Origin of the sequence: Streptomyces noursei (assembly GCF_001646665.1) — a bacterium.
Lineage (GTDB): Bacteria > Actinomycetota > Actinomycetes > Streptomycetales > Streptomycetaceae > Streptomyces > Streptomyces lavendulocolor.
The window spans coordinates 84,401-107,595 of the sequence record NZ_LWBU01000001.1 but is presented as its reverse complement, the minus strand read 5'-3'; the positions used below and the strand labels follow the sequence as shown (position 1 = coordinate 107,595).

19 protein-coding genes are annotated in these 23,195 nt (G+C 73.5%); 10 read left to right on the top strand and 9 right to left on the bottom strand.

Annotated features, from left to right (window positions below; genetic code table 11):
- Positions 1 to 377: 377 nt before the first annotated feature.
- Complete coding sequence (locus tag A4V12_RS00435; protein WP_064067119.1) at positions 378 to 827, top strand: PTS sugar transporter subunit IIA; 450 nt, start codon at positions 378 to 380, stop codon at positions 825 to 827.
- Between the two features lie 83 nt (positions 828 to 910).
- Positions 911 to 2,581 carry a phosphoenolpyruvate--protein phosphotransferase gene (gene ptsP / locus A4V12_RS00430; protein WP_064067118.1) on the top strand — a complete coding sequence of 557 codons (1,671 nt, stop codon included), beginning with the start codon at positions 911 to 913 and terminating at the stop codon, positions 2,579 to 2,581.
- Between the two features lie 69 nt (positions 2,582 to 2,650).
- Here ptsP and A4V12_RS00425 read toward each other — a convergent pair whose 3' ends face one another.
- Entirely contained in the window at positions 2,651 to 3,544 is an 894-nt protein-coding gene (locus tag A4V12_RS00425) for a hypothetical protein (RefSeq protein ID WP_107415274.1), read from the bottom strand.
- A 13-nt stretch (positions 3,545 to 3,557) separates the two neighbouring features.
- On the bottom strand, positions 3,558 to 4,841 hold the full coding sequence (locus tag A4V12_RS00420) for an MFS transporter (protein ID WP_350497988.1): 1,284 nt from the start codon (positions 4,839 to 4,841) through the stop codon (positions 3,558 to 3,560).
- A 45-nt stretch (positions 4,842 to 4,886) separates the two neighbouring features.
- Between A4V12_RS00420 and A4V12_RS00415 the strand changes: the two genes are divergently transcribed.
- Positions 4,887 to 6,206, top strand: coding sequence for an aminotransferase class I/II-fold pyridoxal phosphate-dependent enzyme (locus tag A4V12_RS00415; protein WP_079136703.1), 1,320 nt, complete (start codon positions 4,887 to 4,889; stop codon positions 6,204 to 6,206).
- 1 nt (position 6,207) lies between these two features.
- Here A4V12_RS00415 and A4V12_RS00410 read toward each other — a convergent pair whose 3' ends face one another.
- Both A4V12_RS00410 and A4V12_RS00405 read right to left on the bottom strand, forming a co-directional pair.
- Positions 6,208 to 6,780 (bottom strand): GNAT family N-acetyltransferase, encoded by a 573-nt coding sequence (locus A4V12_RS00410; protein ID WP_064067115.1) that lies wholly within the window; start codon positions 6,778 to 6,780, stop codon positions 6,208 to 6,210.
- Complete coding sequence (locus A4V12_RS00405; protein ID WP_064067114.1) at positions 6,777 to 8,762, bottom strand: acetoacetate--CoA ligase; 1,986 nt, start codon at positions 8,760 to 8,762, stop codon at positions 6,777 to 6,779. The genes A4V12_RS00410 and A4V12_RS00405 overlap by 4 nt, the downstream gene beginning before the upstream one ends.
- Positions 8,763 to 8,985: 223 nt before the next feature.
- On the opposite strand from A4V12_RS00405, the gene A4V12_RS00400 reads away from it, so the two are divergent.
- Positions 8,986 to 11,346, top strand: a complete 2,361-nt coding sequence (locus tag A4V12_RS00400; protein ID WP_064067125.1) for a glycoside hydrolase family 31 protein — start codon at positions 8,986 to 8,988, stop codon at positions 11,344 to 11,346.
- A 166-nt stretch (positions 11,347 to 11,512) separates the two neighbouring features.
- Here A4V12_RS00400 and A4V12_RS00395 read toward each other — a convergent pair whose 3' ends face one another.
- Complete coding sequence (locus A4V12_RS00395; RefSeq protein WP_064067113.1) at positions 11,513 to 12,061, bottom strand: NUDIX domain-containing protein; 549 nt, start codon at positions 12,059 to 12,061, stop codon at positions 11,513 to 11,515.
- Here A4V12_RS00395 and A4V12_RS00390 point away from each other — a divergent pair.
- The 3 genes from A4V12_RS00390 to glpK all read left to right on the top strand — a co-directional run bounded on the left by A4V12_RS00390 (position 12,060) and on the right by glpK (position 15,480).
- Positions 12,060 to 12,887, top strand: a complete 828-nt coding sequence (locus tag A4V12_RS00390; protein WP_079136702.1) for a M15 family metallopeptidase — start codon at positions 12,060 to 12,062, stop codon at positions 12,885 to 12,887. The two genes, A4V12_RS00395 and A4V12_RS00390, sit on opposite strands and share 2 nt — an antisense overlap.
- Before the next feature lie 175 nt (positions 12,888 to 13,062).
- A complete protein-coding gene (locus tag A4V12_RS00385; protein ID WP_064067112.1) occupies positions 13,063 to 13,824 on the top strand; it encodes an MIP/aquaporin family protein in 762 nt (253 codons plus the stop codon).
- A 108-nt stretch (positions 13,825 to 13,932) separates the two neighbouring features.
- Entirely contained in the window at positions 13,933 to 15,480 is a 1,548-nt protein-coding gene (gene glpK, locus A4V12_RS00380) for a glycerol kinase GlpK (RefSeq protein WP_064067111.1), read from the top strand.
- 110 nt (positions 15,481 to 15,590) lie between these two features.
- Here glpK and A4V12_RS00375 read toward each other — a convergent pair whose 3' ends face one another.
- From A4V12_RS00375 to A4V12_RS00360, 4 genes are read right to left on the bottom strand one after another with little or no spacing between them, the layout of a single operon-like run.
- Positions 15,591 to 16,202 carry a GTP-binding protein gene (locus A4V12_RS00375; protein WP_064067110.1) on the bottom strand — a complete coding sequence of 204 codons (612 nt, stop codon included), beginning with the start codon at positions 16,200 to 16,202 and terminating at the stop codon, positions 15,591 to 15,593.
- Positions 16,183 to 16,611, bottom strand: a complete 429-nt coding sequence (locus A4V12_RS00370; RefSeq protein WP_064067109.1) for a DUF742 domain-containing protein — start codon at positions 16,609 to 16,611, stop codon at positions 16,183 to 16,185. The genes A4V12_RS00375 and A4V12_RS00370 overlap by 20 nt, the downstream gene beginning before the upstream one ends.
- A 10-nt stretch (positions 16,612 to 16,621) precedes the next feature.
- Entirely contained in the window at positions 16,622 to 17,062 is a 441-nt protein-coding gene (locus tag A4V12_RS00365) for a roadblock/LC7 domain-containing protein (RefSeq protein ID WP_064067108.1), read from the bottom strand.
- On the bottom strand, positions 17,059 to 19,764 hold the full coding sequence (locus A4V12_RS00360) for a sensor histidine kinase (RefSeq protein ID WP_064067107.1): 2,706 nt from the start codon (positions 19,762 to 19,764) through the stop codon (positions 17,059 to 17,061). The genes A4V12_RS00365 and A4V12_RS00360 overlap by 4 nt, the downstream gene beginning before the upstream one ends.
- Before the next feature lie 372 nt (positions 19,765 to 20,136).
- Between A4V12_RS00360 and A4V12_RS00355 the strand changes: the two genes are divergently transcribed.
- The 3 genes from A4V12_RS00355 to gap all read left to right on the top strand — a co-directional run bounded on the left by A4V12_RS00355 (position 20,137) and on the right by gap (position 23,155).
- The gene (locus A4V12_RS00355) at positions 20,137 to 20,607 is read left to right on the top strand and encodes a hypothetical protein (RefSeq protein ID WP_064067106.1); all 471 of its coding nucleotides are present in this window, start codon (positions 20,137 to 20,139) and stop codon (positions 20,605 to 20,607) included.
- A gap of 150 nt (positions 20,608 to 20,757) precedes the next feature.
- The gene (locus A4V12_RS00350; protein WP_064067105.1) at positions 20,758 to 21,714 is read left to right on the top strand and encodes a GlxA family transcriptional regulator; all 957 of its coding nucleotides are present in this window, start codon (positions 20,758 to 20,760) and stop codon (positions 21,712 to 21,714) included.
- Between the two features lie 442 nt (positions 21,715 to 22,156).
- A complete protein-coding gene (gene gap / locus A4V12_RS00345; RefSeq protein ID WP_064067104.1) occupies positions 22,157 to 23,155 on the top strand; it encodes a type I glyceraldehyde-3-phosphate dehydrogenase in 999 nt (332 codons plus the stop codon).
- Positions 23,156 to 23,195 lie beyond the last annotated feature (40 nt).

Below are 23,195 nucleotides of genomic sequence, written 5' to 3'. Positions count from 1 at the left end.
CGCTGGAGCGGGCTGCCGGGCCGTTCTGCGTTTTCGCGCTTTCCCTTTCCGGCGGCTCCGACTCTATCAGCCTTTTTCCGACCCCCTGACCACACTCGTGGGCACACAGAGGTGTAGACCAGTGGTGTAGACCAGTTAGGATCCGGCTTGTGAGAGTCGCTGCCGACCTCCGACTCAGAGTTGCGTCGTGGTCAAGCAGGGGTACGACCCTACCGCCCGTGGGTAGTTGAGGCAAATCGCTTCCGGTGGCCGCTAGGCCGTCGAACCGGACTACTCGGGCGGAACCCGGACTTCTCATGACATACGCTTCTGATCAGTACGCCGTCCAGGACAGGCAGTGACGGCGACACAGAATCTCCACCCCTGGGAGGCTCCCCATGACCACCGTGACGTCGCCGCTCGAGGGCCGCGCCATCGGACTCGCCGCCGTGCCCGACCCGGTCTTCTCCGGGGCCATGGTCGGCCCGGGTACCGCCATCGATCCCGTGCGTGAGGCCTCGGCGGCCGTGGCGCCCGTGGACGGCATCGTCGTGTCCCTGCACCCGCACGCCTTCGTGGTCGTGGACGGCGAAGGGCACGGGGTGCTCACGCACCTCGGCATCGACACCGTGCAGCTGAACGGCGAGGGCTTCGAGCTTCTCGTGAAGAAGGGGGACACCGTGACGCGCGGCCAGGCCGTCGTGCGCTGGGACCCCGCCGCCGTCGAAGCGGCCGGCAAGTCGCCGATCTGCCCCGTCGTGGCCCTGGAGGCCACCGCCGACTCCCTGAACGACGTCGTCGAGGACGGCGACGTGAAGGCCGGCGACTCCCTCTTCTCCTGGCGGTGACGTCAGTGCCGCCGTCGGCGGCTGCAGCGGGTCGGGACATACAACGTGGCGGTCCGGCCGCCACTCGATCGGAGACAGGTGTAATGGAGACAACGCTGCGGGGCGTCGGCGTGAGCCACGGTGTGGCGATCGGCGAGGTCCGCCACATGGGCACGGCCGTCCTCGAACCGCCGGCGAAGCAGATCCCGGCCGAGGAGGCGGAGCGCGAACAGGGGCGCGCCCGCCAGGCCGTCGAGGCGGTGGCGGCCGACCTCATCGCGCGCGGCAACCTGGCCGGCGGCGAGGCGCAGGCGGTGCTCGAGGCGCAGGCCATGATGGCCCAGGACCCCGAGCTGATGGCCGACGTCGAGCGTCGTATCGCCGTGGGGAGCACGGCCGAGCGGGCCGTGTACGACGCGTTCGCCGCCTACCGGGCGCTGCTCGCCGGTGCCGGGGAGTACCTGGCGGGGCGGGTCGCGGACCTGGACGACGTGCGGAACCGGATCGTGGCGCGGCTGCTGGGTGTACCGATGCCGGGTGTGCCGGACAGCGACGAGCCGTACGTGCTCATCGCGCGGGATCTGGCTCCGGCGGACACGGCGCTGCTGGACCCGGCCCTGGTGCTGGGGTTCGTGACGGAGGAGGGCGGGCCGACCAGCCACAGCGCCATCCTGGCGCGGGCGCTGGGTGTGCCCGCCGTGGTCGCGCTGCCCGGGGCCGGGGAGCTGGCCGAGGGCACCGTGATCGCGGTGGACGGCAGCACGGGTGAGATCTTCGTGGAGCCGAGCGACCTGAAGCGGGCGGAGCTCGAGCAGGCGGCTGCCGCGCGCAAGGCGGCGCTGTCGGCGGCCACCGGTCCGGGTGCGACGTCGGACGGGCACAAGGTGCCGCTGCTGGCGAACGTCGGCGGGCCGGCCGATGTGCCGGCGGCCGTGGAGGCCGGGGCCGAGGGTGTGGGGCTGTTCCGCACCGAGTTCCTCTTCCTGGACGACAGCGAGAAGGCGCCGTCGGAGGCCAAGCAGGTCGAGGCGTACCGCAAGGTGCTGGAGGCCTTCCCCGAGGGCCGGGTGGTCGTGCGGGTGCTGGACGCGGGTGCGGACAAGCCGCTGGACTTCCTGACGCCCGCCGACGAGCCCAACCCGGCGCTGGGTGTGCGGGGGCTGCGAACGCTGCTGGACCACCCGGAGGTGCTGCGGACGCAGCTGTCGGCGCTGTCGAAGGCGGCCGAGGGGCTGCCGGTGTACCTCGAGGTCATGGCGCCGATGGTGGCGGACCGTACGGATGCCAGGGCCTTCGCGGAGGCGTGCCGTCAGGCGGGGCTGCGGGCGAAGTTCGGTGCCATGGTGGAGATCCCGTCGGCGGCGCTGCGGGCGCGTTCCCTTCTGCAGGAGGTGGAGTTCCTGTCGCTGGGGACGAACGACCTGGCGCAGTACACGTTCGCCGCCGACCGGCAGGTGGGTGCGGTGTCGCGGTTGCAGGACCCGTGGCAGCCGGCGCTCCTCGACCTGGTGGCGCTCGCCGCGGAGGCGGCGAGGGCCGAGGGCAAGAGCTGCGGTGTGTGCGGTGAGGCGGCCGCGGATCCGCTGCTGGCGTGTGTGCTGACGGGCCTGGGGGTCACCTCGCTGTCGATGGGTTCCGCGTCGATTCCGTATGTGCGGGCGACCCTGGCCAAGTACACGCTGGCGCAGTGCGAGCGGGCGGCGGCGGCCGCGCGTGCCACGGACACCGCCGAGGAGGCGCGGCTGGCCGCGCAGGCGGTGCTGTCGGGGGAATAGTCCCCGGGCGCGGGTCGTGGAGGGGCTTTCCCGCCGGTGGGCGGGGAAGCCCCTTTTCGCTGTCCGGGATCAGTGGTGGGTGGGCCACTGGTCGTCGGGGGTGAGGGGGAAGCCGGCGCGGTAGTCGACGCCTGGTTCCGGTGGGAGGGGCTCCCCGGTGTCGGCGTCGGTGCAGTACGCGTTGAAGACCTCGGCCTCGGTGAGGGGGGTGAGGCGGCCGCGGTCGAGGCGCCAGCCGTGGACGCGGTCGGGAGCGGCCGGGGTGGTGGTGCGCAGGACGAGGCCCCCGGGGCTTTCGAGGGCGATGCCGGCCGCGAGGACGGTGACGAATTCGGCTGCTTCGGTGGGGTCGAGCACGGCGGGGCCGGTGGGGGGCCGTTCGGCGTGGAGGACGGCGAGGAGCTGTTCGTCGGCGGGGACGCTGCAGACGAGGTGGTGGGTGCCGGGGCCGGCTTCTTCGAGCAGCCGGGCCAGTGTGTGGGATGCCTGGTCGAACGCGGAGCGGCCGATGTCCTGGCCGCAGTCGGCGCATTCGCCGATGTCGGTGAGGAGCATGGTGGCGTACTCCCAGGTGGCCTGTCGGACGGCGCGGTGGACGAGGAGCGGGACGAGGCTGTCGATGGGCTGGCCGGTGTAGGCGACGGAGGCGCCGGTGGCGGCGACCTCGGCGGTGAAGCGGCTGCGGCTGGCGGGGCTGTCGGGGTCGAGTCCTGTGCGCGTGCAGTAGTCGGCGTAGTCCTCGGGGTCGAAGAGGGCGACGGTGGTGTGCCCGCCTTCGGTGGCGAGGGTTTCGAGGAGCTCCTCGACGCGGGCGAGGTACGTCTCGTGGTCGTCGAACGTGAAGGTGCGGTAGCGGCGGCGCATCGCGGTGAAGTCCTCGTCGTCGGCGAGGAGGCCGACGGTGCTCGGTACTTCCCTGCGCAGTGCGCGTCGCATGGTCGTGGCGTCCGTGCTGCGTGCCATGTCTCCCCCTTGTTCATCGGTGCTCACTCACCGTAATCGGCGGCACTGACAGTGGGGTGTCGGGCAGTCGGCGGCGGACGAGGCGGTGCTGGGCGAGGCAGGTGAGGGTGAAGGCGGCGCCGAGGACGGGCCAGGCGAGGGGGCCGGCGGTGATGGCCGCGGTGACGAGGAGGGGTCCGGCGCTGCGCTGGGCGGAGGCGGCGAGTCCGTGGACGCCGAGGTAGGCGCCCTGGGCGTCGGCGGGGGCGAGGGCCACGGAGAGTTCCCAGGAGGCGGTGGCGTGGATCATTTCGGCGAAGGTGAGGGCGACGGCGGCGGTGGTGAGGGCGGCGACGGCGGTCCAGCGGTCGCCGGCGGCCGAGGCCGCCAAGGCCAGGCAGCCGGTGGTGAAGAGGCAGGCGAGCGGGGTCAGCAGGGTGCGGGCCGCGGCGGGGGTGGTGCCGAAGCGGGCGAGGGGGACCTGGAAGAGGACGACGAGTACGGAGTTGAGGACGAGCAGGAGGGGGGCGAGGCCGACGGGGGCGTCGGTGGCGTGGACGATCCACAGCGGCATGCCGACCTGGAGGATCGCGTCGTCGAGGAAGAGGGCGGCTTCGGTGGCGGTGTAGAGGAGGAAGGTGCGGTCGCGCCACGGGTTGGACGGTTTGGCGGGAACGATCGGGGCGGGGGTGGTGCAGGTGGCGGCGATGCGGACCGGTGACGGGGGTTCGGCGCAGCGGAGGGTGAGGGCGGCGGCGCCGACGTACGAGAGCGCGTTGCCGATGAGGAGGGTCTGGTAGGCGGTGGTGGTGGCGACGGCGAGGGCCGCGGCGGCGCCGAGGCCGCCGATGGCCCAGCCGATGTTGGCGACGGTGCGGTTGACGGCTTGGTAGCGGGCCCGTCGGGGGCCCGCGAGGCGGGCGGCGTAGAGCTTGGTGAGGACGCCGGAGGCGCGGTCGGGAAGGGCGCCGATGGCGGAGTAGGCGAGGAGGAGCGCGTGGTCGTGGGTGGTGAGGAGGGCGAGGAGGGCGGCGGCGCGGAGCAGTTGGGCGGAGATGAGGACCCGGGTGACGGGGAAGCGGTCCGCGAGGCGTCCGGCGAGGGGTGCGCCGGCGACGCCGATGCCGCCGGAGATGCCGACGAGGAGGCCGACGTGGGCGACCGTCATGGCGGTGACCTGGGTGAAGTAGAGCGGGAGGGCGGTCGCCCAGAGGCCGGTGCCGATCTTGTCGATGAGGGAGACGAGCAGCATGCGGCGGCCGTCGCGTCCTCCCGGTATGCGCTGTGCGAGTGCCGGCCGGTCCTTGGTCCTGGTCACCGTTCCCCCTTGACGACGCTTTTGTATTGATACATAGTTCGGTACGTGACAGCACAATATGGTTTCTCGGGGTCGACGGCGAGGGACATCTCGGCCTCGGTGGAACGCGCCGTGGCCGGCGGGAGGCTGGTGCCGGGGGCCGCGCTGCCTCCCGTGCGGCGGCTCGCGGACGAACTGGGGGTCAGCCCCGGCACGGTGGCGACCGCCTACAAGGAGCTGCGGCAGCGCGGGATCGTGGTGACCAGGGGGCGCGGCGGCACCGTGGTGGCGCAGGCCCCGGCGGTGGGGTCGCGGCGGCCGCCGAGGGTGCCCGACGGGGTACGGAACCTGGGGGGCGGGTATCCCGACCCGGCGTTCCTGCCGGAGCTCGCGCCACCGTCGAGGGTGCCGCCGGTGCCCGGTTCGCACCGGGCCTCCCCGCGGCTGGCGTCCCTGGAGGCGCTCACCCGGGACTGGTTCGCCCGGGACGGGGTGCCCGCGCAGTGCGTGACGTTCGCGCACGGGGCGCTCGACTGCGTGGGGCGGCTGCTGTCGACGGAACTGAAGCCGGGCGACTCCGTGGCGGTGGAGGACCCGGGCTTCCACCACCTGCTGGACCTGGTGCCGGCGTTGGGCCTGCGCATGGTGCCGGTGGCGGTGGACGACCGGGGCATGGTCCCCGAGGCGCTGCGGACGGCGCTGCGGGCGGGGGCGCGGGCGATGGTGTGCAGTCCGCGCGGGCAGAACCCGACGGGGGCGTGCTTCTCGCGGGAGCGGCGGGACGCGCTGGCGGACGTCCTGAGCGCGTTTCCCGAGGTGCTGGTGATCGAGGACGACCACAACGCGGACATGTCGGGCGCGCCGTCGTACTCGCTCGCCGCGGCCGGGCTGCCGCGGTGGGCGCAGGTGCGGACGGTGTCCAAGCACCTGGGCATCGACCTGCGGTGGGCGGGGCTGGCGTGCGACGCCACGACGCTGGCCCGGCACGACGGGCGGCTGCTGCTGACGTCCGGCTGGATCAGTCACGTACTGCAGGAGACCGCGGCGTGGCTGATGGCGGACGAGGCGGTGCGGCGGCTGGTGGGCAGGGCCGAGGAGGTGTACGCGGAGCGGCGCGGGGCGCTCGTCGGGGAACTGGCGCGGTACGGCGTCCGGGCGCACGGGGCGAGCGGGCTGAACGTGTGGGTTCCGGTGCGCGACGAGTCGGCCGTGGTCAACGGGTTGCGGTCGTGCGGCTGGTGGGTGGCGGCCGGGGCGCGGTTCCGGATCGCCTCGCCGACGGGCGTCCGGGTCACGACGGCGGAGCTGGAGCCCGCCGACGCGGCGCGGCTGGCCTCGGACCTCGCCGGGGTGCTGGGCGAGTCCGAGGCCACGTACGGCGGTTGAGTCAGAGCTTCCCGAAGGGGTGCCGCGCCGCGAACTCCGGGGCGGTCATGCCCATCAGCACCAGGTCGTGGTGGCGTCCGGCGAAGAACTCGTGGTCGCGCAGCCTGCCCTCCTCGACGAAACCGAGCCGGCGGTGCAGGGCGAGCGAGGCGTCGTTGAAGGCGTGGATGCCCGCCTCGCACTTGTGGTAGCGCCGCTCGCCGAACATGTAGCGCAGCAGCAGCACCACGGCGTCCGAGGCGTAGCCGCGCCGCTGGTGCTCGCCGACGATGCCGACGCCGTACCGGAAACGGCCGCTGTGGGGGTCGGCCCCGTTGGTGGCGAGGCTGCCCACGACGTCGCCGGTGTCCAGGGCTTCGACGGCCAGCCGGAAGTCGTCCCCGTCCGGTGCGGCGACGGACTGTTCGGCCGCCCACGCGTGGTAGCGCTCGGCGGAGCGCGGCGGGTGGAGGACGTCCACGGAGCGCTGGTGCCCGGTGTGGGCGTCGAACTCCATGAACGCCTGCCAGTCCTCCGGTTCGATGCCCCGCAGCCGTACCCGCTCGCCGGTCCAGAAGGAGGCGTCGGCCGTCATCGGATGCTCTTGGACCGCTCGCGGGCGAGGTCCTCGTAGAAGCGGAGCAGGTCGAGGTTGTCGACGGAGCCGGGGTTGACCGCCTTGGACAGGTCGGTGCCCTGGAGGAGGCGCTTGACCGGGACCTCGATGCGCTTGCCGGTGAGGGTGTGCGGCACGCCGGGGACCTGGATGATCTCGTCCGGCACGTGGCGCGGGGACAGCTCCGCGCGGATGGTCGCCTTGATGCGGGCGATCAGGTCGTCGTCCAGGGCGGCGCCCTCGGCGAGGTGGACGAAGAGCGGCATCCAGTAGCCGCCGTCGGGCTCCTCCAGGCCGATGACGAGGGACTCGCGGATCTCCGGGAGGCGTTCGACGGCCTCGTAGATGTCGGCGCTGCCCATGCGGACGCCCTGCCGGTTGAGGGTGGAGTCGGAGCGGCCGTGGATGACGACCGAGCCGCGGTCGGTGATGGTGATCCAGTCGCCGTGGCGCCACACGCCCGGGTACATGTCGAAGTAGCTGTCGTGGTAGCGGCTGCCGTCCGGGTCGTTCCAGAAGCGGATCGGCATGGAGGGCATGGGGTTGGTGACGACCAGCTCGCCGACCTCCTCGACGACCGGTTCGCCCTGCGGGTCCCAGGCCTGGAGGTCGGTGCCCAGGCACGCGGCCTGCAGCTCGCCGATGTGGACGGGGAGGGTGGGGACCGCGCCGGCGAAGCAGCTGCACACGTCCGTGCCGCCGCTGACGGAGGCGATCCACAGGTCGTCCCGCACCTCGTCGTGGAGCCAGCGGAAGCCGTCCGGGGGGAGCGGCGAGCCGGTGGTGGCGACGCAGGTGACCCGGGAGAGGTCGTGGTCGCGGGACGGGTGGACGCCGGCCTTGCGGCAGGCCATGACGTAGGCGGCGGACGTGCCGTACAGGGTGGCGCCGGTGATCTCGGCGACGCGCCACTGGGCGCCGGTGTCCGGGAAACCGGGGCTGCCGTCGTACACCACCACCGTGGTGCCGGTGAGCAGGCCGGAGACGAGGAAGTTCCACATCATCCAGCCGGTGGAGGTGTACCAGAAGAACCGGTCCTCCGGACCCAGGTCGCAGTGGAGGCCGAGCTGCTTGAAGTGCTCCAGGAGGATGCCGCCCTGGGACTGGACGATCGCCTTGGGCAGGCCGGTGGTGCCGGAGGAGTACAGCACCCACAGGGGGTGGTCGAAGGGGACCTGCTCGAAGACCGGCTCCCGCTCGCCCGCCGTGAGGGCGGACCATTCGAGGGCGCCTTCGGGTGCTTCCGTGCCGAGGAGCGGGATGTGCACGACCGCGCGCAGGGAGGGCAGCTCGCGGCGGAGCTCGGCGACCGTGTCGCGGCGGTCGTGTTCCTTGCCGCCGTAGCGGTAGCCGTCGACGGTGAACAGGACCACCGGCTCGACCTGCTGGAAGCGGTCGAGGACGCTGCGGGCGCCGAAGTCGGGCGCGCAGGAGGTCCACACGGCGCCCACGGCGGCGGTGGCGAGGAGGGCGGTGACGGCCTGCGGGACGTTCGGCAGGTAGCCGCTGACGCGGTCGCCGGGGCGTACGCCGAGGGCTCGCAGCTCGGCGGCGAGGGCGCCCACCTGGCGGCGCAGCTCGGCCCAGCTGATGGGCGTCACTTCCTGCGTCTCGTCCACGTGGAGCAGGGCGGGCGCGTCGGGCCGGTCGGCGGCGGTGCGCAGCGCGTGCTCGGCGTAGTTGAGGGTGGCGCCGGGGAACCACTGCGCGCCGGGCATGGAGCGGTCGCCGAGGACGCGCTCGTAGGGCGTGGAGAACCGGATGTCGAACCACTCGGCGACCGCCTGCCAGAAAGCGTCGAGGTCCTCGACCGACCAGCGGTGCAGGGCGGCGTAGCCGCCGCCGGCCGGTGCCCCGTGCCGCTCGGCGGCCCAGGCCTGGAAGCGGGTGACCGCCGCCGAGGCGACGCGGTCCTGGTCGGGCTGCCAGAGCGGCTCGGAGTGGGCGTGCTCTGTGGTCATGGGGCTGCTCCCTGGCTGTGCGTCCCTGTACGCGGGTCTGCGTGGGTCGCGCGCACGTGCGGGGGTGTGCGCGTGACGCGGCTGACAGGACGATGCCATGTGATCGTTGTTCGCACCAGGGTCCGCCACCCATGGTCGGCGTGATGAATATGTGCTCCCACCACGGGTGAACGCCAGTTGAACGGCCCCTGATGGCCTCGTCGCGGGTGGCAGGGTGATCGGCATGGACGGTCGTGATCTGGTGCGCTCGGTGAGGATCTTCAGCACGGTGCGGGGGCTGCGGGCGATGCGGTCGGCATGGCGGCAGCGGCGGGCGGACGCCGTCGGGCTGCGGCCCCGGGGAGCGGAGCGGGCCCGGGTTCCGGGGCCCGTGGAGGGCGTGGAGCCGTTGCCGGGCGGGGGGATCGTGCGGTTCGCCCGGGCGCGGGTGCGGGTCTGCGTGGCGAGCGGCGGCACGGTGTTCTGGGGCTGGGACGGGGCGGAGCCGCTGCCCTCGTACGCGCTGGCGGGCCGGCCCCCGGAGCCGGACCCGCGCGCGGTGCTGGAGCCCGACAAGGGCGGCGGCTGGCGGGTGGTCTCGGAGCGGGTGACGGTCGCCGTGTCGCGCAACGGCGCGGTGGAGGTGCGTACGCCCGGTGGGGTGGTGCTGCGGCGGGACCTGCCGCCCCGGTGGTGGGAGCCGGTCGCCGGGGGGCCCGCGCGGTGGGTGCAGCGGACGGAGGTGCCGGCCGACGCGCGGTTCTTCGGGCTGGGCGGTCGGGCGGCCGGGCCACGGCTGCGCAGCGGGACGTACCGGCTGTGGAACACCGACCCGCGCGGCAGTTTCGCCCCGGGCGACGACCCGCTCTACATCACCATGCCGGTGCAGCTGGTGGTGTCGGACGCGGGGACCCATCTGGCCTTCCACGACAACTCCTGGGACGGGCTGGTGACGCTGCGGGAGGGCGAGGAGGGCGCGGGTTCCGGGCACGACCGGCCGGGCGTGAGCGAGGTGCGGATGGGTGGCGGGCCGCTGCGCTGCTGGGTCGTCGTCGGGACCCCCGCGCGCGTGCTCCACGGCTGGACGGTGCTGACGGGCGCGCCGGCGCTGCCGCCGTCGTGGGCCCTCGGGCCGCAGCACGCGCGGTGGGGGTTCGGCAGCGAGGCGGAGGTGCGGCGGGTGGTGGCCGGGTACCGGGAGCGTGACCTGCCGCTCTCGGTGCTGCATCTGGACATCGACCACTACGACCGGCACCAGGTGTTCACGGTGGACCGGGAGCGGTTCCCCGACCTGCCCGGGCTCGCGCGGGAGCTGCGCGAGGAGGGGGTGCGGCTGGTGTCGATCGTCGATCCGGGGGTGCGGGCGGAGCGGGGGAACCGGGTCTACGAGAGCGGTCGCGCCGTCGGGGCCTCGGGGGCGTACGTGCGGGACGCGAGGGGCGGCGAGGTGCGGGGCGTGGTGTGGCCCGGCGAGTGCGTGTACCCGGACTTCACGGACCCGGCGGCACGGGAGTGGTGGGGCGGGCTGTACGAGGAGCGGCTCGCGCAGGGGTTCTCCGGGGTGTGGCACGACATGAACGAGCCGGTGTCCTTCACGCCGTTCGGTGACATGACGCTGCCGCGTTCGGCGCGGCACGCCCTGGAGGGCCGGGGCGGTGACCACCGGGAGGCCCACAACGTGTACGGGCTGGCCATGGCGCGGGCGGGGTACGAGGGGCTGCGGCGGCTCCGGCCGGACGAGCGGCCGTTCCTGTTCTCGCGCTCCGGGTGGGCGGGGATGCAGCGGTACGGGGGCACGTGGTCGGGCGACGTGTCGACGGGGTGGCCGGGGCTGCGGGCCTCGCTGTCCCTGGTGCTGGGGCTCGGACTGTGCGGGGTGCCCTATTCCGGCCCGGACGTGGGCGGCTTCGACGGGAGCCCGTCGCCGGAGCTGTTCCTGCGGTGGTTCCAGCTCGGTGCGTGGCTCCCGCTGTTCCGGACGCACGCGGCGATCGACGCGGGGCGGCGCGAGCCGTGGGAGTTCGGCCCGGAGGTGCTGGAGCACGCCCGGGCGGCGCTGGCGGAACGGGAGCGGCTGCGGCCGTACTTCGTGACGCTGGCGCAGCTGGCGCGGCTGACCGGCGCCCCGTATGTGCGGCCGCTGTGGTGGGGCTCCCCGGAGGACCGGGCGCTGCGCGACTGCGACGACGCCTTCCTGCTGGGGGACGCGTTGCTGGTGGCCCCCGTGTTCGAACGCGGTACGGACCGGCGGGCGGTGCGGCTGCCGCGCGGACGCTGGTACGACACGGCGACGGGCCGGGCGTACGAGGGGCCCGGGCAGGTGCTGGTGGACGCGCCCCTGTCGCGGATCCCGGTGTTCGCCCGGGCGGGTGCGGTGCTTCCGGTGCGGGGCGGGGACGGGGCCGACGAGCTGGAGGTGTGGGCGCCGGCCGTGGGGCGGACCGGTGGCGGGCTGGTGGTCCGGGACGCCGGGGACGGATGGGCGGAGGCGGAGATCGAGCGGTACACGTCGCGGAGGGTGGACGGGCGGGTCGTGGTGGAGCGGGTCACGGACGACGGGACGGTGGAGGTCGTGGGGAGGGTGCGGGTGCGGGGGGTGGAGTGAGGCGGTGGGAGGCCCGGGGAGGTCGGTCCGGGGCCAGGGGGACGGGGGCCGGGGGGACGGGGGCCGGGGAGACGGGGGCCGGCTTCGGCTGGGTGCGGCGGGCGGGGGGGGGCGGGGGGCCGGCTTCGGGCCGGGTGCGGCGGGGGGGTGGGGCGGTGCGCGGGCGTCAGGTGTAACGGCCCGCGAACCAGTTCGCGACCGCCGCCGTGTGGAGGGGGAAGGCGAGTTCGGCCGGCGCGTGCAGGAGGTGGTGGCCGGCCGTCTCGTCGGTGACGGCGGAGGGCGGGAGGCTCGCGGCCGGGCGCTCCGGCAGCAGGCCGAACAGCAGGAGGTGTCCGGCGGGCGAGCTCATCGCGTCGGCCAGGGTCACGTCGCCGGCGGGAGCCTCGATGCCGGTCTCCTCCCTCAGCTCGCGCACCACCGCGTCCCGCCAGTCCTCGGCGTGGTCGATGAACCCGCCGGGCAGCGCGATCCCGCCGCTGTACGGCTCGATGGTGCGGGTGATGACGACGAGGCCCGTGCCCCGCGCGTCGGTGGCGGGGAGCAGCGCCACGGCGACGGGCAGCGGGTTGCGGTAGGCGACGGCCCCGCAGGACGCGCAGGCGCGGGGCCAGCCGCGGCCGGCCGGGTAGGGGGCGCCGCAGCTCGTGCAGTGGGAGTCCTTCACGGAGTGGGACTGTACCGACCCGCCCGGCGCCTGGTAGACGGTCCGCATGACAGGACGAGCCTCCGTGGTCCCCCTGGCCCCCGTTTCCCGCGCCCTGGTGACGGTCGCGGCCGTGCTCCTCGCCGTGCCGGCGTCCCCGGCGCCCGCCGCGCTGGCCACGGCCGAGCCGAAGGCGCCGGAGGACTTCGTGACCCTCCGCTCCGTCGACCCGACCATCATCCAGGAGATGCGCTACACGACCGCCCACAACTTCGTGGGCGAGCCCGTGGACGGCTACCGGCAACCCGTGTGCATCCTGACCCGGCCCGCCGCGCGGGCCCTGCACCGGGCGCAGGCGACCCTGCTGCGGCAGGGCCATTCGCTCAAGGTGTACGACTGCTACCGGCCGCAGCGGGCCGTGGACCACTTCGTACGGTGGGCGAAGGACCTTCGGGACGTGCGGATGAAGGCGGAGTTCCATCCGCTGGTCGACAAGTCGCGGCTCTTCGCGGACGGGTACATCGCCGTGAGGTCGGGGCACAGCCGGGGTTCCACGGTGGACCTGACCGTCGTACGCCTTCCCGCGGCACCGACCCGCCCCTACGAGCCGGGGGAAGCGCTGGTGCCGTGCTACGCCCCGCAAGGGGAGCGGTTTCCCGACAACTCCCTCGACATGGGCACGGGTTACGACTGCTTCGACACGCTCTCCCGCACCGACGACCCGCGCGTACGGGGTGAGCAGCGGGCGAACCGGAACCTGCTGAGGGACACGCTCGGTGCGGAGGGGTTCGTCAACCTGCCCGAGGAGTGGTGGCACTTCACGTACGAGCCGGAGCCGTTCCCCGACACGTACTTCGACTTTCCCGTCTCCAGGCGGTCGGTGGCGGGGCACTGAGCCACGGGCCACACAGGGTCCTCCACTCCCCTGCGGACCGGCGGTGCCGACGGCCTTGACGCACCGTCACGGCGGGAGAACACTGCCTCTTCGTCGACATCGCCGCTCACGCCCGCGCACCAGCACCCCCATGCCCGTCCGGCACGCCAGGGAGCCATGGAGCCTAGGAGCCGCCATGAGCAATGGAGACATCTTCGCCGGTGAGGTCATCGGCACCGCGATCCTCATCCTCTTCGGGGCGGGCGTCTGCGCCGCCGTCACGCTCGACTTCTCCAAGGCCAAAGGCGCCGGGTGGGTCGTCATCGCCTTGGGCTGGGGCTTCGGGGTACTGGCGGGGGCGTACACCGCCGCGCCGCTCTCGGGGGGACACCTCAACCCCGCCGTGACGGTCGGCGTCGCCGTCGACACGGGCGAGTGGGGCAAGGTGCCGCTGTACGTCCTCGCGCAGCTGGCCGGCGCGGTCCTCGGAGCCGTACTCGCCTGGCTGGTCTACTACGCGCAGTTCCGGGCGAACGCCGACACGGCGACCTCCCGGCCCACGCTCGGGATCTTCTCGACCGGACCCGAGGTCCGCAACCCGGCCGCCAACCTGACGACCGAGGTCGTCGCGACGGTCGCGCTGGTCCTCCCGATCCTGGCGTTCGGGAAGAACGACGGCATCGGCGTCGGCCCGATCCCCGGTGAGGCGGCGGGCATCTACGGCTCCGGCATCTCCATCCTGCTGGTGTCCCTGCTGGTCGCCGGCATCGGCATGTCACTCGGCGGGCCGACCGGTTACGCCATCAACCCCGCCCGGGACCTGGGGCCGCGCATCGTGCACGCCCTGCTGCCGATCCCCAACAAGGGCACCTCCGACTGGGGCTACGCGTGGATCCCGGTGGCCGGGCCGCTCCTGGGAGGGCTGCTCGCAGGGGTCCTCTGCAACGCCGCCTACTGAGACGGCCCACCCGCGCCACCCTCCCCACCCGTTCGTGCGTCCCGCCCATCCGCCGTCCCGGCACGGCCGCCCGGCCCGGCTCCCACTCGCGACAAGGGGTTTCATCACATGACGGACAGCTTCGTCGCCGCGATCGACCAGGGCACCACCTCCAGCCGCTGCATCGTCTTCGACCGGCACGGTGCCGTCGTCGCCGTCGACCGGCGTGAGCACCGTCAGATCTTCCCCAAGCCGGGCTGGGTCGAGCACGACGCCACCGAGATCTGGTGCAAGGTCCAGGCGGTGGTGGCGGGAGCCCTCGCCAAGGCGGGGCTGGAGCCGGACCGGCTGAGCGCGCTCGGCATCACCAACCAGCGGGAGACGACGGTCCTGTGGGACCGGGCCACCGGGAAACCGGTGCACAACGCGATCGTGTGGCAGGACACCCGCACGTCGGCCCTGTGCGCCCGGCTCGGCGGCACCGACGGCCAGGACCGGTTCCGGGACACCACGGGACTGCCCCTCGCCTCCTACTTCTCCGGCCCCAAGGCGGCCTGGCTGCTCGACAACGTCCCCGGGCTGCGTGCGCGCGCCGAGCGCGGGGAGATCGCCTTCGGCACCATCGACTCCTGGCTCGTCTGGAACCTCACCGGGGGTGTCGAGGGCGGCGTCCACGTCACCGACGTCACCAACGCGTCCCGCACCCTGCTGATGGACCTGGAGACGCTGGACTGGGACCGGTCCATCCTCGAGGCCATGGACCTGCCCGCCGTCATGCTGCCCCGGATACGGCCGTCGTCGGAGGTGTACGGCACCGCCGTCGGACCGCTGCGGGGCGTGCCCGTCGCGTCGGCCCTCGGCGATCAGCAGGCGGCCCTCTTCGGCCAGGCCTGTTACGACCCGGGAACCGCCAAGAACACGTACGGCACGGGGAGTTTCCTGCTGCTCAACACCGGGGAGCGCCCGGTGCCGTCGAAGAACGGCCTGATCACGACGGTCGGGTACAGGATCGGTGAGCAGGCACCGGTGTACTGCCTGGAGGGCTCGATCGCCATCACGGGCGCCCTGGTGCAGTGGTTCCGGGACCAGCTCGGCATCATCCGCAGCGCCGATGAGATCGAGACGCTGGCGGCGAGCGTGGAGGACAACGGCGGCGCGTACATCGTGCCCGCCTTCTCCGGGCTGTTCGCGCCGTACTGGCGCTCGGACGCGCGCGGTGTCGTCACGGGCCTCACCCGGTACGTCACCAAGGCGCATCTGGCGCGTGCCGTCCTGGAGGCCACCAGCTGGCAGACCCGCGAGGTCGTGGACGCCATGCACCAGGACTCGGGGGTGCGGATCTCGTCCCTGAAGGTGGACGGCGGAATGACCGTCAACGGCCTGCTGATGCAGCACCAGGCGGACGTGCTGGGTGTCCCGGTGATCCGGCCCGAGGTGGCGGAGACCACCTGCCTGGGCGCCGCCTACGCGGCGGGGCTGGCCACCGGGGTGTGGTCGGGACCGGACGAGCTGAAGGCCCACTGGCGGCGTGACGCGGAGTGGCGGCCCCGGATGGCGGCGGCTGCCCGGGAGCGGGAGTACGGCAAGTGGCGCCGGGCGGTGGAGCGGAGCCTGGGCTGGGAGGACGGGCACGAGGAGGGGAGCGCCGGGGCGGGGGCGGGCGCCGGGGCGGGGTGAGGCCGGAGGGCCGGCCGGATCACTCGGTGCACGCGGCCCGTGCCTCCCGTCGGTGGGGGACGGGCCGCGGCCGTCTTCTCGACGGTGGCGGACCAGCGGGCGCGGGCGCCTCAGGTCACGGCGGGCTCACGGGTGCGGGCCGCGAGGGTCAGGGCGTGCTCGACCACGGCGACGAGCACCGCCTTGACCGACTCCCGGTCCCGCGCGTCGCACATCATCAACGGCACGTCCGGGTCGAGGTCGAGCGCCGTCCGCACCGTCCCGGCGGGGAAGCGCGCCGCCCCCTCGAAGCAGTTGACGGCCACCGCGAAGGGGATGCCGCGCCGCTCGAAGTAGTCGATCGCGGCGAAGCTGTCCTCCAGGCGGCGGGTGTCGCACAGCACCACCGCTCCCAGGGCCCCTTGGGCCAGCTCGTCCCAGAGGAACCAGAAGCGGTCCTGTCCCGGCGTCCCGAACAGGTACAGCACCAGGTCCTCGCGGACGGTGATGCGCCCGAAGTCCATGGCGACCGTGGTGGTCGACTTGGTCTCGACGCCCCGCAGGTCGTCGACCGGCCGCCCGGCCTCCGTGAGGGTCTCCTCGGTGCGCAGCGGCCGGATCTCGCTGACCGCGCCCACCAGGGTGGTCTTGCCCACCCCGAATCCGCCGGCGACCAGGAGCTTCAGCGTCACCGGCTCGACCGGTCGCTTCCTGCGGCCGGTGCTAGAGCGCCCGAAGGCCATTGATCACCTCACGGAGGATGCTGACGTCCGGCAGTTCGGCCGGCGGTACGGGACGGGTGACGTGGACGAGTTCGTCCTCGACGAGGTCGCCCACCAGGACGCGGACCACCCCCACGGGCAGGTCCAGGCCGGAGGCCAGCTCGGCGATCGAGCGGGGCAGGTCGCTGCACCGCTCGACGATCTCCACGTGCTCCGGGGACAGCGTCTGGTCGCGGCCGGGGTCGTCGGCCGCGGGTTCGGGGACGACCATCGCGATCAGGTCGAGGCGGTGGCGGGTGGCGCTGCTGGTACGGCCGCGTGTCATCGCGTACGGGCGGACCACCGGGCCCGCGTCGTCGTCGAACCAGTGGTGCGGCTCATGGCGGCCCCGGCGTCTGTGCCGGTTGTGCGGCCCTGCTGCGTCACTCATCGCATCCCCCTCACCCTCCGGCGTGCAGTCCGGTCCGAGGTGCCGTCGCGAGGTGTGCCCCGACCCGCTTGACCATCAGCGTCATCTCGTACGCGACGAGCCCGACGTCCGAGTCGGCGTCGGCGAGCACGGCGAGGCAGCTGCCGTCGCCGGCGGCCGTGACGAAGAGGAATGCCTCCTCCAGCTCGACCACGGTCTGGCGGACGCTGCCGGCGTCGAAGTGGCGGCCGACGCCCTTGGCGAGGCTGTGGAACCCGGAGGCCACGGCCGCCATGTGCTCGGCGTCCTCACGGCTGAGGTCCTTGGAGGCTCCGGTGGCCAGTCCGTCGCTGGAGAGCACCAGGGCCTTGCGGATGGAGCCGACCCTGTCGACCAGCTCGTCCAGGAGCCAGTTCAGCTCACCGGTCGAGCCGGTCGAGTCGGGTGCTGCTGCGGCGTTCGGTGCGGTCATCGACCGTCCCCCTCGGGTGTCGTTCCTCGTGCTGTTACGCCGGGGTCGGCGGGCGGGGTGCCTTCGGCGTTCTGCCTGCGCCCCCGCTGCCAGCCCCGTTGCATGGCTGCCATTCGGCTGCGTACTTGTTCCGCTTCGCGCTCGGTGTCGCCGTCCGCGTCGCGAGCGGTGTCCCGGTCCTCCTCGGCGGCGCGGCGGGCCGCCTCCCTGAGCTGGGGGGCGAGACTCGCCTGGCGTACGCGCCTGGGAAGGCCGCGCAGCAGGAGGGTGGCGTCGTCGTCGGGGGCCGGGGTCTCCCCCGCGGCCCCGGCACCGGATGGCGTGGTGGGCGCGGCCGGTGCGGCGGGTGCGGCGTCGGACCGGGCGCCGGGTGCCGGGTGCGTGCGGCCGCCTTCGTCCAGCCGCCGGCCGCGGTGCGCGACGAGCGTGGGAGGCTTGCGGCGCGGGAGCGGGACAAGACCGCCCGCCGTCGCATCGGGAGCCTGGTCGGTGGCCTGCTGGTGCTGCTCCTGGTCGCCGGGCCGGCCGGTGACGGGGCGCAGCGGCGGACGGGCGCGGAACAGCCCGCTGCCCTCGCTCCGCGACCCTTCCAGGTCGCCGAGCCGGTCGTCGAGGTCGGTGAGGCCGGCGAGCCGGTCGTCGAGGCCGAGCGCACCGACCGGCGCCTCCAGTTCGACCGGTCCGTCGAGGACGGACGGGCCGGAGGCCGGGGAACGGCCGGAGGGGACCTTGGAGAGTGCCGCGCGCCGGTGCGGGGCGTCCTTGCCGCCCTTGCGGTCGAGCCGGAAACCGGCGCCCTCGGTCTCCGGTGCGTCGGTGAGCAGCGCTGCCGGGATGAACACGACCGCGGTGGTCCCTCCGTACGGGGAGGGCTGGAGGGAGACCCGCACGTTCTGGCGCTGGGCGAGGCGGCTGATGACGAACAGGCCGAGCCGGTCCGTGTCGGAGAGCTCGAACTCGGGGGTCTCGGCGAGCCGCAGGTTGGCGTCGAGCAGGGCCTCGGGCGCCATCCCGAGTCCGCGGTCGTCGATCTCCAGGGTGAAGCCGTTGGCGACCCGCTCGCCGTGGACGTGGACGGCGGTGTGCGGCGGGGAGAACACCGTGGCGTTCTCCAGCAGTTCGGCGATGAGGTGGGTGAGGTCCGCGACCGCGGGGCCGCCGACGCCGATGCGCGGCAGGCGCCGGACCTCGATGCGCTCGTAGTCCTCGACCTCGGCGACGGCCGCCCGTACGACGTCCATCAGCTGCACCGGCTTGCGCCACTGCCGGGAGGGTGCGGCGCCGGAGAGGATGACCAGGCCCTCGGCGTGGCGGCGCATGCGGGTGGTGAGGTGGTCCAGGCGGAACAGGTCGGCGAGTTCCTCGGTGTCCTCGGTGCGCCGCTCCATGGTGTCGAGGAGGGTGAGCTGGCGGTGGAGGAGCACCTGGTTGCGGCGGGCGAGGTTGACGAAGACGTCGGAGACGCCGCGGCGCATGTCGGCCTGCTTGACGGCGGCCTCCACGGCGGCCCGCTGGAGGGTGTTGAGGGCCTGGCCGACCTGGCCGACCTCGTCCTTCTCGTACTCCAGGTGCGGCACCTCGGTCTCGACGTCGACGTGCTCGCCGGCGGCGAGGCGGCGCATCACGCTGGGCAGCCGTACGCCGGACACCTCCTGGGCCTCCTTGCGCAGCCGGCGCAGGTCGCGCACGAGGCCCCGTCCGATCCGTACGGACACGACGACCGATACGAGCAGGGCGAGGAAGCCCAGCACACCGGCGACGCCCGCCTTCAGCAGGACGCTGTGGGCGGCGGGCTCGACGCGGTCCTGATAGCGGTTGCCGGCCTCGGTGTTCTCGCGGGCAAGTTCGTCGAGGACGGGGGTCGCCAGCTCCTCCCAGCGCACCGCGTCGATCGAGCGGGGCTCGTCGGTGGCCCCCTCGGCGAGCAGGGCGTCCTCGGCGTCGCGCAGCGTCTCGGTCTCGGGGCCGCGCCAGTAGGCCTGGAAGATGTCGCGTTCGGAGGCGGGCATCAGCTCCAGGTTGACCTCGTAGAGCAGTTCGCGGTGGGCGGCGAGGTCGGACATGGCGCGTACTTCCTGGGCGGTGATCCTCCTGCTGATGAGGGAGGAGACCGTCAGGGCGTCCTGCCGGGAGAGCATCTCGCGGGCCCGTACGACACCGGTGAGGGCCCGTCCCTGCTTGTCCAGCTCCACGTTCTCCAGGGCGTGGAGGTTGGTGAGGAAGCTGTAGCAGGGGTCCACGAGCCGGTTGTAGAAGTCCAGGGCCTGGAGGCGGCCCACGGCACGGGTCTCGACGGAGCGGCGCAGGGAGGTGAGGTCGTCGAGCGCTTCGAGGAGGGAGGTGAGCCTGGCGGACGCCTGGCCGCTGAGCGCGTCGACGACACCGGGGTCCTTGGCGCTGGCGCGGATCCGGGCGATGGCCCGGTCGGTCGCCGTACGGTCACGGCGCAGGACGGGCAGGGCCTCGGCGGAACGCGGGTCCGCGAGGTAGATCAGCGACTGGCGGCGCTCGCGCTGGATGACGTTGATGGTCTCCTCGAGGGGGTGCGCGACCCTGTCGACTATGTGGCCGACGTCGAGGAGCTGGCCGGCCTCGCGGCCGGTGATGTAGGTCGCGAATCCCCACAGGCCGGTGAGGGAGAGGAGCGGCACGAGGAGCAACGCCACGATCTTCCTGCGGATCGACTTCCCGCGAAAGCGCATGGCCTCCCCCACTCGCACCCGCCTGTCGTCCGGCGTGGGTGTACACATCAACACGGCAATAAACGGCGCGAGCCTACTACTGCATCACGGACAACTCGAAGGGACGCCCGGGCGATTTTCAGCCTCACACCGTCGCGCAGATCATGAGTTTTCCTGCTATTCGGCGAGTTGACGATCGCCGCTGTGGCGTACGGCACCTGGTGGGGCGTCATTTCTGGTTGGTGGGCGGATGGCTGGAATTGCACGATCCGGGGGAATCTTCCCCGGCCGTCGATCGTCCTTTCCGTACGGGGAGGCAAGAACGGTCCGCGTAAAGCGGCTCAAGGCGGGCAGCCACCCTTGTGACGGTCGGCGTGGGGAGTGGCGGTTCGGATGGAGACGGCAGAGCGGCGCGAGTTGTGGGTGGAAGAGCCGGTGGGGCGGCGGAGGCTCCCGGATCCGGTGCGTACGGCGGCTGTTCGCGCGGTGCTCATCACGGCACTGACACTCATCCAGGCGATGGTCGCGTTCTTCTGTACGGTCACGGCGTCCTGGCTGGCCTTCCCGATGGTGCTCACCAGCGTCGGGAGCACGGTGGTCGCGACCTGGTCCGTGCTGGACGTGTGGGTGACCCGGCAGGTGTGGAACCAGCGCCACGGCGTGGTGTCCACGCCCAGCAGTACGGCGCGCCGGCTCCGCCGGGAGCGGCGCAGGGCCCAGCGCGCGGCGCGCGCCGAGGCGCGGGCGGCGGCCCGCTCGGAGGCGCGCGGGACGGCGCGGGAGGCGGCGCGCGGAACGACGCGCGGTTCGGCGCGCATACCCGGGCGGCAGAGCGCGGGCGACAACCGGCTGTCGCGGGCCTGATCCCCGTACGGCTCGCGCGCGGTGCCGCCGCCGGGCGGGACGGAGACGGTGGCCCGTGACGTGGGAGGCGCACCGACCGATGTGGCCGTCCGCGCGGTGGGCGCGGTGAGCACGCGGGTGCGTCGCGCCCGCCCCGCGTAACCTTCTCCCGTGCCAGCAGCCCGCCCGCGTCGCGTCGCCGTCCTCGTGCTCGAAGGGGCGAAACCGCTCGACGTCGGCATCCCCGCACAGGTCTTCACGACCCGCGCGAGCATGCCGTACGAGGTGCGGGTGTGCGGGGCGGCGCCCGGCCTGGTGACCGGTGGCGACGGCCTCGCCTACCACGTCGCCGACGGCCTCGACGCGCTGGCGTGGGCCGACCTCGTGTTCGTCCCCGGCTACCGCTTCCCGGACCGCGACGATCCGCCGCGGGCCGTCGTCGAGGCCCTGGTCGCCGCCCACGACCGGGGCGCGCGCCTCGCCGCCATCTCGACCGGTGCCTTCGCACTCGCCGCCACGGGTCTGCTCGACGGCAGGCGCGCCACCACGCACTGGCACTACACCCGGGCGCTCGCCGCCAGGCACCCGCTCGTCCGGGTCGACGGGAACGTGCTGTTCGTCGACGAGGGCAGCGTGCTCACCTCCGCCGGCGCCGCCTCCGGCATCGACCTGTGCCTGCACATCCTGCGCGGCGACGTCGGGGTGGCCGCGTCCAACCACGCGGCCCGGCGGCTGGTCGCCGCCCCCTACCGCAGCGGCGGCCAGGCACAGTACGTGCCGCGCAGCGTCCCCGAGCCGCTGGGCGAACGGTTCGCCGCCACCCGCGAATGGGCGCTGCACCGGCTCGGCGAGCCCCTCACGCTCGACACCCTGGCGCGGCAGGCGGGGGTCTCGCCGCGCACGTTCTCACGGCGCTTCGTCGAGGAGACCGGCTGCACGCCGATGCAGTGGGTGATGCGGGCCCGCATCGATCTGGCCCGGGAACTGCTCGAACTCTCGCAGCGCAGCGTCGAGCAGATCGCCGCGGACGTCGGGCTGGGGACCGGCGCCAACCTGCGCCTGCACTTCCAGCGCATCCTCGGCACCACGCCGAGCGAGTACCGGCGCACCTTCACCCGGGGCGAGTGAACGGCGGCGACGTGCCCCGGCCCGGGTGAGCCGTACCGAGTGAGCCGCGCCGCGTGCCCCGGACCGGGTGGCGGAGGTCGGGCGACCGACCGGGCGTGACCAGGAGCGGGGTGACGCGGGCGAGTGGCCGGGGCCGGTGATTTGGGGCGAGCGACCTGTGGGGAGGAGCACGGCGGAGGACCGGGGCGAGGTGCGCCAGGGGAAGGTCGGGGACTGCCCAGGGCGCATGACCGGGGGCGGGTGATCCGGGGCGAACGGCCAGGGGCGTGATCGGGGGCGCGGTCCAGGCGCGTGACCGGGGGCGAAGGGCCGGGACGCATGACCGGGCCTGTCCGGTCGGCGCCGCCCGCGTGGCGGGATCCTTGTGAACCGTGGCGATCGCGCCACTGTCAGCGGTGGTTGCCGCGGGCGACTCTGGTGGCGAAGGGAAGGGACCTCACTCATGACTCGCATCGCCATCAACGGATTCGGCCGCATCGGACGCAATGTGCTGCGCGCGCTGCTGGAGCGCGACAGTGCCCTGGAGATCGTGGCCGTCAACGACCTGACGGAGCCCGCCGCCCTCGCCCGGCTGCTCGCCTTCGACAGCACGGCCGGCCGGCTCGGGCGCCCGGTGGTCGCCGACGGGAACACCCTCGTCGTGGACGGCCGCCGGATCGCGGTGCATGCCGAACGCGAACCGGCGCGGCTGCCGTGGGCGGACCTCGGCGTCGACATCGTCCTGGAGGCCACCGGCCGGTTCACCTCGGCCGGGGCCGCCGGCGCCCACCTCGACGCGGGCGCGAAGAAGGTGCTCGTCAGCGCGCCGTCGGACGGCGCCGACGTCACGCTGGCGTACGGGGTCAACACCGACGCGTACGACCCGGCCCTGCACACGATCGTCTCGAACGCCTCCTGCACCACCAACGCGCTGGCGCCGCTGGCGAAGGTTCTCGATGAACTCGCCGGCATCGAGCACGGGTTCATGACGACGGTGCACGCCTACACGCAGGAGCAGAACCTGCAGGACGGTCCGCACCGCGACGCCCGTCGCGCCCGGGCCGCCGGCGTCAACATCGTGCCGACCACGACCGGCGCCGCCAAGGCGATCGGCCTGGTGCTGCCGAACCTCGACGGCCGCCTGTCGGGCGACTCGATCCGCGTACCGGTGCCGGTGGGCTCGATCGTCGAGCTCAACACGACCGTCGCCCGCGACGTGACGCGCGACGACGTGCTGGCGGCGTACCGCGCCGCGGCGGACGGGCCGCTCGCCGGCGTCCTCGAGTACTCCGACGACCCGCTCGTCTCGTCCGACATCGTCGGCAACCCCGCCTCGTCGATCTTCGACTCGGCCCTCACCCGCGTCGACGGCCGCCGCGTCAAGGTGGTCGCGTGGTACGACAACGAGTGGGGCTTCTCGAACCGCGTGATCGACACGCTGGAGCTGCTCGCCGGCCGCTGACCGCCGGGCCCAGCCGCCCCCGCCGGCCACGACGGGGGCG